We start from the raw sequence: 14,936 nt of genomic DNA, 5'->3' as shown, positions 1-14,936 counted from the left end.
CCCTCGGGCAGGGCAGCAGGCTACATCTGGCGCCATGGCGCGCTCCTATTCTTCGCTCAACGAGATCTTCGATCACGGCTTCGACACGGTCATCGACGTGCGCAGCCCCGCCGAATTCGCCGAGGACCACGTGCCCGGCGCGATCAGCCTGCCGGTTCTCGACAACGAGGAACGCGCGCGGGTCGGGACGATCTACAAGCAGCAGAGCCCGTTCCTGGCCCGCAAGCTCGGGGCGGCGCTGGTGTTCCGCAATGCCGCCGGGCATATCGAGGGGCCGCTGTCGCATCACGACGGTGGCTGGCGGCCTCTGGTCTACTGCTGGCGGGGCGGGCAGCGCTCTGGCGCCCTCGAGTGGATGCTGAAGGAAATCGGCTGGCGGGCCGAGAAGATCGACGGCGGCTACCGGACCTACCGGCGCTTGGTCACCAAGGCGCTCTACGAGGACAGCCTGCCGCACCGCTTCATCCAGCTCGGCGGCTACACCGGCACCGCGAAGACGGCGCTGCTGCCGCGGCTGGCGGCGCGCGGCGTGCAGGTCATCGACCTCGAGGGGCTGGCGCGGCACAGGGGCTCGCTCCTGGGCGACATGCCGGGCGGGCAGCCGAGCCAGAAGGGCTTCGAGACGGAGCTTGCCCTGGCCCTGTCGAAGCTCGACCCGGCGCGGCCGGTGGTCGTCGAGGCCGAGAGCAGCAAGGTCGGGCAGATCCTCGTGCCGCCGTCGCTCTGGGCCGGGATGAAGGCCGCCCGCTGGATCGAGGTCGGCGCGCCGCTGGAGGCGCGGGCGGTCTACCTCGACGCGGCCTATGACGACATCCTTTCCGACGGCGACCGGCTCAAGGCGCAGCTCGATCCGCTGCGTTACCATCGCGGTCATGCGCTGGTCGACAGCTGGGGCGCGCTGATCGACGCGGGCGAGCGCATCGCGCTCTGCCGGTCGCTGGCCGCCGATCACTACGATCCGGCCTACGAGAAATCCATGGCGGCCATGGCGCCCGACGTGATGGAGCGGTTCGAGACGCCGACGCTGGACGACGCGGGTCTGGACCGGCTCGCCGACCGCATTGCCGAGAGGCTTCACACCAGCGAAATGTGACCCGGCCAGTCGCCGACGATCCGTCCGATCACCGCAGCCTCGTAGCCGAGTGCGCGCAGCTCTTCGACGCGCGCCGCTCCGTCGGGAACGGACGCGAGCAGGCCGCCGGCGGTCTGCGGATCGAACAGCAGCTCGGCGGCGGGGCTGTCGGCGGCAAGCCCGGGCACGGCGTCGCGGTTCTTGGGGTAGAGCGTCGAGCGGACGCCCGCAGCGGCGAGCGCCTCGGCGCCGGGCAGGCGCGGGATCGCGTTGACGTTCAGCTCGGCGCTCTTGCCCGAGGCCATGCAGATCCCGTGCAGGTGCCCCGCGAGGCCGAAACCGGTGACATCGGTCATGGCGTGCGCGCCGCGCAGGATCTCGGCCGCGTCCTGCTGCGGGCGGGTCATGCTGGCGAGCGCCGCCGCCACGTCGGCACCGCGGGCAAGCCCCTGCATCTCGGCGGCCATGACGACGCCCGAGCCGATGGGCTTGGTGAGCACCAGGTCGTCGCCCTCTCGCGCGCCGGCAAGGGTGATCGGGTCCTGCGCGCAGAGCCCGGTGATGGCGAAGCCGATGGTCATCTCGTCGCCCATCGAGGAATGTCCGCCGACGATCTCGGCACCGGCGCCGCGCAGGATGTCCGATGCTGCCGTGAGGATCTCGGTCAGGGTGCGTTCGGCCAGCGCCTCGGACATGCGGGGCAGGGTGAGGCTGGCGGTCGCGGCCTGCGCGTCGGCGCCCATCGCCCAGATGTCGCCAAGCGCGTGCACGGTGGCGATGCGGGCCATGACCACCGGGTCCTCGACAAAGGCGCGCAGGTGGTCGGTGGTCATCACCTGCCGCGTGCCACCGGTGAGCAGCAGCGCCGCGTCGTCGCCGGGCAGGGCGGTGACATCGGGCCGGACCGGTGCCGGCAGGTGGGTGAGCGCGGCCGACAGCGCATCGCGGCCGACCTTGGCGCCGCAGCCGCCGCACATCGGCTTGTCGCCGAGCGCCTCGCGGCTGCCGGCGGCGCGCGGCACGGGCAGCGGCGGCGGGCTCATCTGCGGCAGGTCATGAAACTTCTGCATGAAGCGGCGGTCGATGCGGTCCTTCCAACGCCACATGAGCGGGCCCGAGAGCGCGAGGCCGAAGCGGTCGCCGAGCGCCGACTTGTTCCCCAGCGAGATCAGCTTGAGGTAGTCGCGCTGCGGGCGGTAGGGGCGCGGCGAGCCGTCCTCGGCGAGCCGGGCGCGGAGGTTGTCGAACAGCACCGGCGCCTCGCGCACGGCGTAGACGCCGGCCTTGGGGCGCGGGGTCTCGGTGAGATGTGCGCAGTCGCCGGCGGCGAAGATGTCGGGGTGGCTGCTTTGAAGCGTGGGCGAGACGGCGATGTAGCCTTCGTGCAGGTCGAGACCGGTGCCCGCAAGCCAGCCGTGCGGTTTCGCTCCGGCTGCGCCGGTGACGAAATCGGCCGCGATCGTGCTGCCGTCGTCCAGCATGAGGCCCTCGGCGGTGACCGCCGCGATCTGCGCATGTTCATGCAGGCTGACGCCGAGACCGGAGAGCGCGGCGCGCAGTTTCGCGGCGGCGGGCGCCCGCAGCGTCGAGAGCGCGGCGCCCCGGTCGACGAGATGCACCTGCGCCGCGCGGCCCTTGCGCCCGAGCGCATAAGCCATGGCGGCAGCGAGCTCTGCCCCCGCGACGCCGCCGCCGATCACCGCCACCCGGGCCGGGCCTTTGCCATCCCGGTAGCGCGCCCATTTCGTCGCGAAGGGGCCGAGCGGCTTGGCGGGCACCGCGTGGTCGGCAAAGCCCGGCAGCCCGGGCATTTCGGAGGTGATGCCGATGTCGACCGAGGCCACGTCGAAGCTTACCGGCGGCCGGCCTGCGACGTGGATCTGGCGGGCGGTGGTGTCGATCCCCTGCGCGGCGCCGAGGATGACCCGGGCGCCCGCGAAGCGCGCCAGTTTCACGAGGTCGATGTCGAGCGCGTCGCGGTCGTAATGACCGGCGACGAAGCCCGGCAGCATCCCCGAGTAGGGCGCGGTGGGGCCGGGATTGATCAGCGTGACGCGCACCCCGGGCAGCGGGGCCATCCCCCACATGCGGAGCACCAGCGCGTGGGTGTGACCGCCGCCGATCAGAACGAGATCACGGGTGAGGGGCAGGGCGGGGGGCATCATGGCGGGCGCTCCTTGAAGGTCTCGCCGGCGCCTTAGCACGGGCGCCGGCGCGCGCCCATGCGCCAATGCGCACGGGCGGAGGGGCGCTGCCCCTCTTGGCGCGTGCCGCGCCAATTCACCCCGGGAATATTCTTGGCCAGAAGAAGCCGCTAGCGCAGCGCGAGGCCGGCCTCGTCGAAGAGATGCGTCCGGCCGGGTTCGAAGGCGAGGCCGCAGGTCCGGCCCGGGGCGAGACCCGCGTCGTCATGGGTGCGCACCGTGAGCTTGCCGGCGGCACCGCAGTCGGCGATGACATAGGTGTCGGCGCCGAGATATTCGACGATGTCGACGGTGCCGTCGATCTGGCCGCTGCCGGGGTCGCCAAGGCTGATGTGCTCGGGGCGGATGCCGAAATGCGCGGCCTCCGGTGGCAGCGTTGTCTCGAGCCGCAGACCGGGGGTGTCCGCGGGGAAGACGTTCATCTTCGGGCTGCCGATGAACTGCGCCACGAAGAGGTTTCCGGGGCGCTCGTAGAGCTCGCGCGGGGAGCCCACCTGGCTGACCCGACCGGCCTCGAGCACGACGATCCGGTCGGCGAGGGTCATGGCCTCGACCTGGTCATGGGTGACGTAGATCATCGTCGATTGCAGGGCCTGGTGCAGCTTGGCGATCTCGTAGCGCATCTCGACCCGGAGCGCGGCGTCGAGGTTCGAGAGCGGCTCGTCGAAGAGGAAGGCGGTGGGGTCGCGCACGATCGAGCGTCCGATGGCGACCCGCTGGCGCTGGCCGCCGCTGAGATCCTTCGGGCGACGGTCGAGAAGAGGCTCGAGTTTCAGGACCCGGGCGGCCTCGTCGACCTTGGCGTCCATCTCGGGCCTCTTCACCCCGGCGGCCTTGAGCGAGAAGCCCATGTTGTCGCGCACCGACATGTGCGGGTAGAGCGCATAGCTCTGGAACACCATGGCGAGCCCGCGCCGGGCGGGCGGCTCGGCGGTGGCGTCACGCTCACCGATCACGATCTGCCCGCGCGAGGTCTCTTCCAGCCCGGCGATCATCCGCAGCAGCGTGGATTTCCCGCAGCCCGAGGGGCCGACGAAGATGATGAACTCGCCTTCCTCGATGGCGAGGTCGACGCCCTTGATGACCTGCACCTCGCCATACCACTTCTCGACGGCCCTGAGTTCGATGCTTGCCATGGTCCTCTACCTCCCCGCCCAGGCCAGCCAGACCGCCGCCGTCCAGGTGAAACTGTCACCGCCGCAGGGCGCGGCGTCGATCGGATCGAAATACTCGCGGAAGCCGGATGTCTCGATCAGCGTGGCGGTCTCCTCGCGCAGCCGTGCCTCGTCCCAGTCGCGCCCCGCCCGCAGGAAGCCGAGCGCGATCAGCGCGTTCATCTGCGGCCAGACCGGCCCGCGCCAGTAGCGCTTGCGCTCGAAGCTCGGCGCCTCGGGGTCCGAAGACGGCAGCCCGTAGGTCACCGCGTCCCACATGCGCGCGAGGTGCGCCTCCATCTCGGGACGCTCGCAGCCGGCGAGCCAGCAGAGCAGCGCCCCGGATCCCACGATGCCGGCCCATGCCCCGCTGCGCAGGTCCTTCGCGTCCCAGGCGCCGAGCTCGGGGTTCCACAGGCTGTCCACGCCGTCGCGCAGGGCGGCGGCCCAGCCCTCGAGCTCGGTCACGTCCTGCCCCAGCGACCGGCCCATGGCGGCAAGGTCGTCATGGGCGCGGATCAGGATGAAGGTCATGCCCGGGTCGGCCATGTAGAAGGGGCAGTCGGCCACGATCGTCGCCTGGTCCCAGCCGCAGTCGCGGCCGAAGCGCACCAGCGCGAGGTAGCGGTCGTATTCCTGTTTGGTGGGTCGCTGCGCGCCGTCCACCTGCGCCTCGTCGCGCCGGGCGTAGTCGCCCGCGCCAGAGCCGTCGACGCCGGCCAGGCCCACGTCCCAGTCCGGGCAGTTGTCTCGGCCGGATTCCCAGGGGTGGCAGACCGCCACCGCGCCCGAGCCGCAGCGGGTCTCCATCCACCAGCGGTGCCACGCCAGCAGCTTCGGGTAGAGCGCCGCCATGCGGGTGCGCCCGGCCTCCGGGTCGGCCTCCCAGACCAGCCGCGCCATGGTCGCGGCCACCGGCGGCTGGCTGATCCCCGAGGTCGGCACCTCGCCCCCCGCGCCCCAGACGTCGGGGCCGGGAAAGTAGCCTGGCGCTGCGTCGTGGAACACCATGTGCGGCACCATGCCGTCGGCCCATTGCGCGGCAAAGAGCGTCTCGAGCTCGCGCCACGCCCGGTCGGTGTCGAAGGTCGAGAACCCCCACGCGGCAAAGGCGCTGTCCCAGTTCCACTGGAACGGGTATAGCATGTCGGTTGGCACCGTGTAGGCGCCCCCGTCGGTCGTGCGGTCGTTGCCGCGCAGGATGGCGCGGGCGGTGTCGTCGTGCATCGTCATCCTTTCACGGAGCCGGCGGTCAGCCCCTTGGTCATGAAGCGTTCGAGGCCCAGGAACAGCACCATGATCGGCACGGTGGCGATCACCGAGCCTGCCATCAGGTGCTGCCGTGGCACCTCGGAAGAGTTGAGCGAGGCGATCCCCCGCGTGAGCGTGAATTTCGAAGGGTCGTCGAGCAGCATGAACGCCAGCAGGAACTCGTTCCAGGCGATCATGAAGACGTAGAGCGACACGCTCGCCAGCGCCGGCAGAGACAGCGGCAGGGTGATCTTCCAGATCACCTTGAGCCGGCTGAGTCCGTCCATGAGCCCGGCCTCCTCGACCTCGGCGGGCAGGCCGCGGAAGTAGCCCTGCAGCATGTAGAGTGCCACCGGGATCGTGGTCACCGGGTAGATCATCACGATGCCGAAGATGGTGTTGCGCAGCCCCGTCATGGAAAAGCCGATGTAGATCGGCAGCGCCAGAACGATCATCGGCACCATGTAGATGAGCAGGATCGAGCGGGCGAAAAGCGCCTGCCCCCGGAACCGCAGCCGGGCCACGGAATAGGCGCCGGGGATCGCGAAGGCGAGGGTGATGAGCACCGTCAGCACCGAGACGTAGAAGCTGGTCCAGAGATAACGCCCGAAATCGTAGTCGGTCATCAGCTCCGCGTAGCTGCGCAGAAGTCCCCAGCCCTGGCTCAGGTCGATGGTGAAATCCAGCGGGTTGGCCATCAGCTCGGACTGGTTCTTCAGGCTGGTCATCACCATGACGTAAAAGGGGATCAGCACGATGGCGGTGAAGAAGATGTAGCCGAACCCGGTCAGGAAACGGATCACCGCCTCCTCGAACTCGTGCCGCGTAAGCCGGCCCGGGCGGCATTCGTCGAGCATCTTCCAAAGTCCCAGCGCGGTGAAGCCCACCGCGCCCAGCCAACCGATCCAGGCCGCCAGCACGCCGGTGTCGCCGCCCACCGCCAGCGGGCCGAAGCCCGCGGCCGAGCCCGCGAGGATCACCGCCGCCACCGCCACCGGCCATATCGGCGCGCGCCGCCCGCCGGGGCGCAGGCACGCCAGCCCCAGCGCCGCACCGGCGACAAGCGCGCCCCATAGCGTCGGGCGGAACGCCTCGCCGGTGGCCAGGCTCATCGCCACGGCGACGGTCGTCGCCACGACAAGGCACCACAGCGCCCCCAGCACCGGCCCGGTGACATATCCGAAACGCACCGCCCTCATCGCGCCCTCCAGGACTTCTCTGGTTCGAAAATACCTCGGGGGAAGCGCGCCCCGGCGCGCGCGGGGGCAGCGCCCCCGAAATCTCCACCGGCCAGAAGCGACACCATCACAGCCCTTCCTCCCGGCTCATCAGGCGGAAGAACAGCACCGAGAACAGCAGCAGGCAGCAGAAGATCACCACCGCCACGGCGGCACCGGCACCGATGTTCGACAGCGCGAAGGCCTGCTCGTAGACGTTCACCGTCAGCACCCGCGTGCCGGCATTGCCGCCCGTCAGCAGGAAGATGTCGTCGAACTTGTTGAACGTCCAGATGAAGCGCAGCAGGAACAGCACCGACAGGATGCCCACGAGCTGCGGCAGCGACAGGTACCAGAACTTCTGGAACGGCGAGGCCCCGTCCATGTCGGCGGCCTCGTACATGTCGTGGTCGATCGACTGCATCCGGGCGAGGATGAACAGGAACGACAGCGGGAAGTAGCGCCAGATCTCGAACAGCGTGACCATGATCAGCGCCAGTGGCCGCTCGCCGAAGAAGTTGATGGCCTGTTCGCTCACGCCCATCTGGATCAGCAGCGCATTGGCCGAGCCCGAGAACGGATCGAAGAGCAGGATCCAGGCGAAGGCCACGGCGATCACCGGCGCCACGTAGGGAAACAGGTAGAGCCCGCGCAGGATGCCCTGGCCACGGAACGACTTGTTCAGCAGCATCGCGGCGAACAGCCCCATGACCAGCGCGCCGAGCGTGCCGAAGACGGTGTAGAACACCGTGACCCCGAGCACCGCCCAGAACTCGCGGCCATCGAAGACCCGCGCGAAGTTCTCCAGCGTGAAGTCGAAATTCGTGAGGATGTTGCGGGCCTGCCCGGTCATCACCGGCGCGCTGTCGGTGGCGGGCGCTGCCTCGAAGTAACCGGCATCGGCGGTCACCGGGATGCGGATCTGCTCGCGCATGCCGCCCTCCCAGTCGCCGAAATCGCAGTAAAGGCGGGTCTCGGCGATCTCGCAGCGCGGATCGAGCTCACCGGGCCGGAGCCCGGCGGGCCAGTCGTCGCTGAGCGTCACCCCGAGGATCGGCTGGTCCTGCGAGGAGTTGCGCAGCCGGTAGCGCAGCGTGGCCTCGTCTCCGGGCGCCTCTAGGTCGCCGCGGATGTCCTCGCGCACGATGGGGGTAGGCGGTCGCAGGTCGGCGAGCCCCACGGGCTTGAAGCTGATCCAGAACACCGCGAGCAGCGGCAGGATCACCACAAGGGACACCGCCGCCAGCGTCGGAAAGAGCAGCCCCCACGCCAGCCGCGCCTCGCGGCGGGCGAGCGGTCCGGTGCCGGTAGGTGGGGTCGCGTCGCTCATCAGCGCTGTCTCCGCAAGCGGTGCCCCTCTCCGCCAGGGCGGGAGAGGGGCGGGGCCGTCCTACTGGATGGCGGCCAGTTCTTCGTTCATCTCGGCCACCGCGGCGGCGGCGTCGACCTGGCCGTCGATGTATTCGCGCACGACGCGGTTGATGACCTGGCTGTTCACCATCTTCGAGGCAAGCGCGAGCTGCCCGTCGGCGACGCCCCAGCGTTGCGCCACGTCGAGCCCGCCGACGATCTCGTCGATCATCTCCTGCGGGTAGAGCTCGCCCAGCGGGGCCTTGCGGTCAACGCCGACCGGAAGCTCGGCCCACTTCTTGACGAAGAACTCCGGATCGTCGCCGTTGCCCCGGCGGATCGGGAACTTGCCCTCGGGCGCGATGGCCAGCGTGTCCACGTAGCCCTCGTCCATCGAGTATTTCACGAAGTCGATCGCAGCGTCGGTCGAGGCGTCGCCGGTGATCCCGAACATGTTGATCGAGGCCCAGGCTGCGCCGTCGGGGTTCGAGGGGCCGGCGAAGTTGGTGACGATTCCGGTCTTCGAGGCCAGCTCGGTCGAGGTCGGATCGTCGGTGATCGTCGGCGGCGCGCTGTCGCGCAGGCCGGCGAGCTCGTCGAGGATGAAGGGCGACCAGATGATCATCGCCGCGTCGCCCGCGAAGTAGAGCGTGCGCGACTGGTCCCAGTAGAGATCGCCCGGAGGCGAGGCGTCGGCGAGCGTCTTGTAGAACTCCAGCACCTCGGTGGTCTTCGCCTCGTCGAGCGCCATCACCCCGTCCGGGCCCACCGGCGACACGTCGTTGGCAAGGAAGACATGCTCGAGTACCTGGCTCATGAAGGCCTCGTCGACCTTGGTGGCGGCGACGAAGCCATACATCTCGGGCGGGTTGTGCAGCGCGTCGATCGCCGCCTCGACCGCGGCGTAGGTGGTCGGCGGCTCGAGGCCGTTCTCGTCGAACAGGTCCTTGCGGTAGACGATCATCTGGGTCCAGCCGTCGGCGGGCACCGAGGCATAGCCGCCGTCGAAGCTTGCCATCTCGAGCGCGCCCGACGCGAAGCTGTCGGCGCCGAGATCCTCGATCACGTCGGTCGCGGCGTCCGGGTCGAGGATGCCGGCCTCTGCCCAGGGCAGGGCGAGCGACAGCGGGTGGTAGATCACGTCGGGCAGGTCACCGGCGGCATAGGCCGCGGTCGCCCGGGTGCCGAGCTCGGACTCGGTGACCGGGATCACCTCGACGTCGGTGCCTGTGGCCTTGGCGAAGGCTTCCGCCATGGTTTCCTGCCGCGCCAGCCGTTCGGGTTGCTCCTCCGTCGTCCAGAAGCGGATGGTCTCGGCGTGGACGGCGCTCGCGGTAAGCGCGAGTGCCATCGCCGCACTGCACAGCAGCGGCGGTCTGGTCGTCTTCATGGTGTCCTCCTGTGGGTCTTCACTCGTAAGGCATGAAACACCCCGGCGCCGCGTGCGACCGATGCGCTGGGCAGCGGGCGGGCGTGAGACGGTCGGGGCGGAAAATCACGAGGCGAGACGATATCGGACGCGGCGCGGCGCACCGCTGCCGGAACAGGACCCGTGCCGGTCGGCAGGGGCTTTGCGCCGTGTCTCGAACTCTCTGCCGCTGGCAGCATGTGAACACATCTCCCAAGCGGGAGGATTGGCGCTCAAAGCGATTTGGGCAAGAGGAAATTTCGCCGCGTCGCGGCAAGTTAGCGATAAACCGGGGTGGCGGGCCTCAGATCGAGACCCTTGCCAGAAGCGCCTCGCGGTCGACCTCGCCGGCGCGGCCCGAAAGCGTCACCTCGCCACGGCTCATGGCGGTGAAGCTGTCGGCGAGATCCCACATGAAGTCGAAATACTGTTCCACGAGGATGATCGCCATGTCGCCCTGGTCGCGCAACTGCGCGCTGACCCGGCCGATCTGCTGGATGATGTTGGGCTGGATGCCCTCGGTCGGTTCGTCGAGCAGCAGCACGCGCGGGCGCGAGATCAGCGCGCGGGCGATGGCAAGCTGCTGCTGCTGACCGCCCGAGAGGTCGCCGCCCCGGCGCTGCAGGAAGTCCTTGAGGATCGGGAACAGCTCGAAGATGTGCTCGGGCACCCCGTGCTCGGAGCGCGGCAGGCAGGCGAAACCGGTCTCGAGGTTCTCCTGCACCGTGAGCAGCGGAAAGACCTCGCGCCCCTGCGGGACGTAGGCGATGCCGGCGCGCGCCGCCTGGTAGGCGTTGAGATGGTGCAGCGGTTGCCCGTCGAGCGTGATGGTGCCCCCCGCATATGGGTGCCGCCCCGCGATGGCCTTGAGCAGGGAGGTCTTGCCCACGCCGTTGGTGCCGGTCACGGCGGTGACCTTGCCGGGTTCGGCGGTGAGCGAGACCCCGTGCAGGATCTGGCTCTGACCGTATTTGAGGGTGAGGTTCTCGACGCTCAGCATGTTGGGGTCCTCTCAGCGACCGAGGTAGACTTCGATGACCTCGGGGTTCGAGGTCACGTGATCGAGCGAGCCCTCGGCCAGCACCGAGCCCTCGCAAAGCACCGTGACGCGGCAGTCGAGACGGCGGATGAACTCCATGTCGTGCTCGACGACCACCACGGCGTGCTTCTCGGCGGCGCGCTTGAGCAGGTCGGTGGTATGCTCGCGCTCGGCGGGGGTCATGCCGGCGGCGGGCTCGTCGACCAGCAGCAGGCGCGGGTCCTGCGCCAGCAGCATGCCGATCTCGAGCCATTGCTTCTGGCCGTGGCTCAGCTCGCCGGCGATGCGCGGCAGTTGTTCGGTGAGGCCGATGGTCTGCGCCAGCTCCTCGATCCGGGCGGCGCCACGGCTGGTCTTGCGGTAGAAGGCCACGTCGAAGGGCCCGCGCTTGTTCTTCAGCGCCATGGCAAGGTTCTCGCGCACGGTCTGCGCCTCGAAGACGGTGGGTTTCTGGAACTTGCGCCCGACCCCGGCCATGGCGATCTGGCTCTCGGACATCTTCAGCAGCGAGATGGATTTCTCGCCGTAGACCACGGTGCCGCTGTCGGGGCGGGTCTTGCCGGTGATGATGTCCATGAAGGTGGTCTTGCCGGCGCCGTTGGGGCCGATGATGGCGCGCAGTTCGGGCTCGCCGATGCGGAAGCTCAGGTTGTTGATCGCCTTGAACCCGTCGAAGCTGACGGAGACGCCGGACATCTCGAGAAGGGTCTTCATTTCTCTTCCTCGCCTTCGCTGATGCGGCGCGCGCCCTTGTCGGGCCCGAAATCGCCGACGCGGTCGGGGATCGGGTGGCTGCGGCCGACGAGGTCGAAGAGCCCGCCGATGCCTTTCGGCGCCAGCAGCGTGACCGCGACGAAGGAGACGCCGAGCAGCACCAGCCACCAGTCGGTCCACTGGATGGTGTAGACCCCGAGCGGGATGTCGGGGGCGCCGCCACCGGTGAACCAGCTCGACAGCAGCGACACGACACCAGCGCCGATCGCCGCCCCGTAGAGCCGGCCGCGACCGCCGATGGCGACCCAGACCGCGAGGTAGATCGAGGCGATCGGGGCGACCTCGTTCGGGTTGATGATGCCGGCCTGCGGGTAGTAGAGCGCCCCGGCGATGCCGGCGACGATGCCGGTCAGGGTGAAGACGAAGAGCTTGTAGCTCTCGACGTGATAGCCGAGGAAGCGCACCCGGCTCTCGTTGTCGCGGATGCCGCGGATCACCGAGCCGAACTTGCCCGAGACCACCCAGGCGAAGAGCACGTAGCCCAGCGCCAGCGCCACCGCCGAGGCCCAGAAGAAGGCGAGCGACAGCGTCGATTGCGGCATGTCGTCGAGGCCGGGCAGGTTCTGCAGGCCCGACAGGCCGTTGTTGCCGCGCAGTCCGCTCTCGTTCTGGAAGAGGTAGAGCGACAGCGCCAGCGTCATCGCCTGCGTGAGGATCGACAGGTAGACGCCGGTCACCCGGCTGCGGAAGGCCAGCCAGCCGAAGACCAGCGCCAGCACGCCGGGCACCAGAACCACCATGAGCAGCTGCAGCGGCAGGCTGTGGGCGACGGCCCAGATCGGCGGGAACTCCGACGAGCCCACCACGCCGAAGATCTGCGTGCCGATGGCGTCGTGGATCTCTTCCGGGGTGGGCGGGATGGTTGCTGCGCGCAAGCTTTCGGTCACGATGATCTCGGTCCGGGCATACATCAGCCACATGCCGATCATGTAGCCACCGAGCCCGAAGAAGGCCATGTGCCCGAGGCTGAGGATGCCGGTGTAGCCCCACACCACGTCCATCGCCACGGCGACGAGCATCAGGCAGAGGGTCTTGCCGAGCGTCTTCACGAAGCTCGTCGAGATCATGCCGTTGCCCATCGCCTCGGACATCACCGTCACCACGAGCGCGAAAACGGCGAGGGCGAGCAGGAACCAGAGGATCGAGCGGTTCTGGGTGAGGAAGGTCTGGCGGCTCATGCGGCGCCTCCGGCAGGAATGTCGCGCTGCGCTGACGCGCAGCATCGGCAGGGTTTGCGCCGCGCTGGCGCGCGCCGCCGTGGGGGAGGGGGCGCTGCCCCCTCTTGGCCTGCGGCCAATTCACCCCCGGGATATTTCCTGCCAGAAGAAGGCCTGGTGTCGCGCCGATGTTTCTTCTGGCCCAAAATATCCCCGCCGGAGGCAGGCCGGCCATCGCGGCCGGGGAGGGCTTCGGGTGTGGGGTGCTGCATGATCAGTCTCCCGCCGCGCGGCCCTTGAGGGCGACGATGCCCTTGGGACGGAACTGGATGAAGAGGATGATGAAGAGGATCATGTAGGTTTGCGCGGCCAGCGTGTTGGACGGGTTGAAGAACTCGATCCCCTTCTGGAGGATGCCGATCAGGCCGGCGCCCGCGAGGGTGCCCCAGACGTTGCCGACGCCGCCGACGACCACGGTCATGAAGCTCTGCACGATGTAGTCGGCACCCATCTCGGAGGTCACCTTGGCGTAGAGGCCGATGGCGACTCCGGCGATGCCGGCGATGCCGGAGCCGAGGCCGAAGGTCAGCATGTTGATCTTGTCGGGGTTGATGCCCATCGAGGCGGCCATGCCGGGGTTCTGGGTCACGGCGCGGACCTCGAGGCCGAGGCGGGTCTTGTTGAGCACGAAGAGGATCAGGCCGAGGAAGATCATCGCCAGCACGAAGATCGCGATGCGGATGTTGGCGATGGAGACCACGTCGTTGAGCACCCAGGCGCCGTCGAGCCAGGAGGGCGAGGTCAGCGGCCGGGCCTGCGTGCCGAAGATGTTCTTGGCGAGCTGCTGCAGCGCGATGGAGATGCCGAAGGTGGCCAGAAGCGTTTCAAGCGGACGGTGGTAGAGCCAGCGGATCACCAGCCGTTCCATCGCGACGCCGGCGCCGAAGGTCACTGCAAAGGCCAGCGGCAGGGCGACGATGATGCTGACGGTGTAGTCGGGGATGATCTGCTGCACCACGTAGCCGGTGTAGGCGCCCATCATGATGAACTCGCCATGCGCCATGTTGATGACGCCCATCACGCCGAACGTGATGGCGAGGCCGATGGCCGCGAGGAAGTAGATCGAGGCCAGCGACAGCGCGTCGAGCCCGAGGTCGAGCGCCTGGTTCATGGCGACGCGGGTCTCGACCTCGTCGAGGGCGGCGCGGGCCGCGTCGGTGACGGCGGGATCGGGCTCGTCGTAGGCTTCGTAGAAGACATGCGAGGCGAGCGCGGCGTCGATGTCCTCGTCGGTGACCAGCGGTGGCACGGTGCCGGCCTCGGCGAGCGCGGCGTAGGCGCGGGCGCGGCCGGCCTTGGTCACGAGCTGGCCGAGGGGGACGCCGCCGACGCTGCCGTTCTCGACGTTGTCGGTGAGCGCGGCCTTGATCTCGGCCCGGTCCTGCACCGGCGGGGCGAGGTCGGCATCGACGAGCTGCGCGTAGGCCTCGGCCTCGGTCAGGTCGTCGCCGGGGGTGAGCGTGCGGGCGATGTTGGCGTCTTCGGGTAGCTCGGCGGCAACGCCGCCTTCGGTCGCGAGTATCTGGTTGAGCACCGCGCGGACCTCGACCGAGAGCGCGCCGGAGAGCGCCTCGATGGCGGCGATCCGGTCCTCGGTGCTTTCGCCGAAGCGCGCGGCAAGCATCCCGGCGAGCTGTTCCTTGCGGGCGCGCAGCAGCGGGTCGGGTTCGCCCTCGATGGAGGCCCGCAGCGGTTCGATCTGGTCGGGCTCGGGGCTGCGCGAGATCGCGTCGAGCGCGTCGACGCGGCGGGCCCGGTCGGGGTCGGAGAGTTGGAATTGCACCAGCGCCGTGGCGATCACCCGGCGCACGCCGCCGTTGGGGCGGATCTGGTCCATCGCGTCGTCGGGCGCGGTGCCGGCGGGCGCGTCGGTCGAGATGTCGCGCAGCGCGTAGGTGTCGCCCTCTTCATCGGCGTAGAAGAACAGGCCGTCGCTTTCGCGCTGGTAGACCTCGCGCTCGGCCCAGCGTTCGAGGAAGGTGGGCACGCCGGGCAGGCCGGAGGCGACGAGCGCCTCGATCAGCGGGCCGACGGTGCGGCGGCCGGGGCTGGCGACCTCCTCGGCCCGGTCCTGGAGAAGCGCCTGGAGATCCTGGTCCTGTGCGCGGGCCGTCGCGGGGACGGTGCAGATGCACAGGATCAGCGCGAGGGCGGGAAGGAGCGCGCGCAGCATGGTCAGCCTATCGGGAATGGTCGTTTGCGTATGGGGCAGCGGGCGCGGAAGGGGCGCCCGCCGCCGGTCAGCTCGGT

The 14,936-nt window shown here is 69.3% G+C and carries 11 protein-coding genes; 1 reads left to right on the top strand and 10 read right to left on the bottom strand.

The genetic code is table 11. The annotated features are described in order from the left end of the window. Positions 1-34: 34 nt before the first annotated feature. The gene (mnmH, locus tag D6860_RS07815; RefSeq protein WP_076622259.1) at positions 35-1,093 is read left to right on the top strand and encodes a tRNA 2-selenouridine(34) synthase MnmH; all 1,059 of its coding nucleotides are present in this window, start codon (positions 35-37) and stop codon (positions 1,091-1,093) included. On the opposite strand, the gene selD is transcribed toward mnmH, so the two are convergent. The 10 genes from selD to urtB form a co-directional block, all read right to left on the bottom strand. Continuing rightward, positions 1,075-3,237 (bottom strand): selenide, water dikinase SelD, encoded by a 2,163-nt coding sequence (gene selD, locus D6860_RS07810; RefSeq protein WP_093411752.1) that lies wholly within the window; start codon positions 3,235-3,237, stop codon positions 1,075-1,077. The two genes, mnmH and selD, sit on opposite strands and share 19 nt — an antisense overlap. A gap of 149 nt (positions 3,238-3,386) precedes the next feature. Further along, positions 3,387-4,412, bottom strand: coding sequence for an ABC transporter ATP-binding protein (locus D6860_RS07805; protein WP_076622258.1), 1,026 nt, complete (start codon positions 4,410-4,412; stop codon positions 3,387-3,389). A 6-nt stretch (positions 4,413-4,418) separates the two neighbouring features. After that, on the bottom strand, positions 4,419-5,657 hold the full coding sequence (locus D6860_RS07800; RefSeq protein WP_093411753.1) for an MGH1-like glycoside hydrolase domain-containing protein: 1,239 nt from the start codon (positions 5,655-5,657) through the stop codon (positions 4,419-4,421). A gap of 2 nt (positions 5,658-5,659) precedes the next feature. Continuing rightward, complete coding sequence (locus tag D6860_RS07795; RefSeq protein ID WP_076622256.1) at positions 5,660-6,880, bottom strand: carbohydrate ABC transporter permease; 1,221 nt, start codon at positions 6,878-6,880, stop codon at positions 5,660-5,662. A 106-nt stretch (positions 6,881-6,986) separates the two neighbouring features. Continuing rightward, the gene (locus tag D6860_RS07790) at positions 6,987-8,228 is read right to left on the bottom strand and encodes a carbohydrate ABC transporter permease (RefSeq protein WP_076622255.1); all 1,242 of its coding nucleotides are present in this window, start codon (positions 8,226-8,228) and stop codon (positions 6,987-6,989) included. A gap of 60 nt (positions 8,229-8,288) precedes the next feature. Next, positions 8,289-9,638 carry an ABC transporter substrate-binding protein gene (locus D6860_RS07785; RefSeq protein ID WP_076622254.1) on the bottom strand — a complete coding sequence of 450 codons (1,350 nt, stop codon included), beginning with the start codon at positions 9,636-9,638 and terminating at the stop codon, positions 8,289-8,291. Positions 9,639-9,960: 322 nt separating this feature from the next. After that, on the bottom strand, positions 9,961-10,656 hold the full coding sequence (gene urtE / locus D6860_RS07780) for an urea ABC transporter ATP-binding subunit UrtE (protein ID WP_076622253.1): 696 nt from the start codon (positions 10,654-10,656) through the stop codon (positions 9,961-9,963). Positions 10,657-10,668: 12 nt separating this feature from the next. After that, positions 10,669-11,409, bottom strand: coding sequence for an urea ABC transporter ATP-binding protein UrtD (gene urtD / locus D6860_RS07775; RefSeq protein WP_076622252.1), 741 nt, complete (start codon positions 11,407-11,409; stop codon positions 10,669-10,671). After that, positions 11,406-12,647, bottom strand: a complete 1,242-nt coding sequence (gene urtC, locus D6860_RS07770) for an urea ABC transporter permease subunit UrtC (protein ID WP_076622251.1) — start codon at positions 12,645-12,647, stop codon at positions 11,406-11,408. Before urtC ends, urtD begins: the two co-directional genes overlap by 4 nt. Positions 12,648-12,900: 253 nt before the next feature. After that, positions 12,901-14,859, bottom strand: a complete 1,959-nt coding sequence (gene urtB / locus D6860_RS07765) for an urea ABC transporter permease subunit UrtB (protein WP_076622250.1) — start codon at positions 14,857-14,859, stop codon at positions 12,901-12,903. Between the last annotated feature and the right edge of the window lie 77 nt (positions 14,860-14,936).

This window comes from Salipiger sp. D13, from assembly GCF_003703915.1.
GTDB lineage: Bacteria > Pseudomonadota > Alphaproteobacteria > Rhodobacterales > Rhodobacteraceae > Salipiger > Salipiger profundus.
The sequence above is the reverse complement of the archived record's forward strand: the minus strand, read 5'-3'. Positions and strand labels throughout refer to the sequence as shown.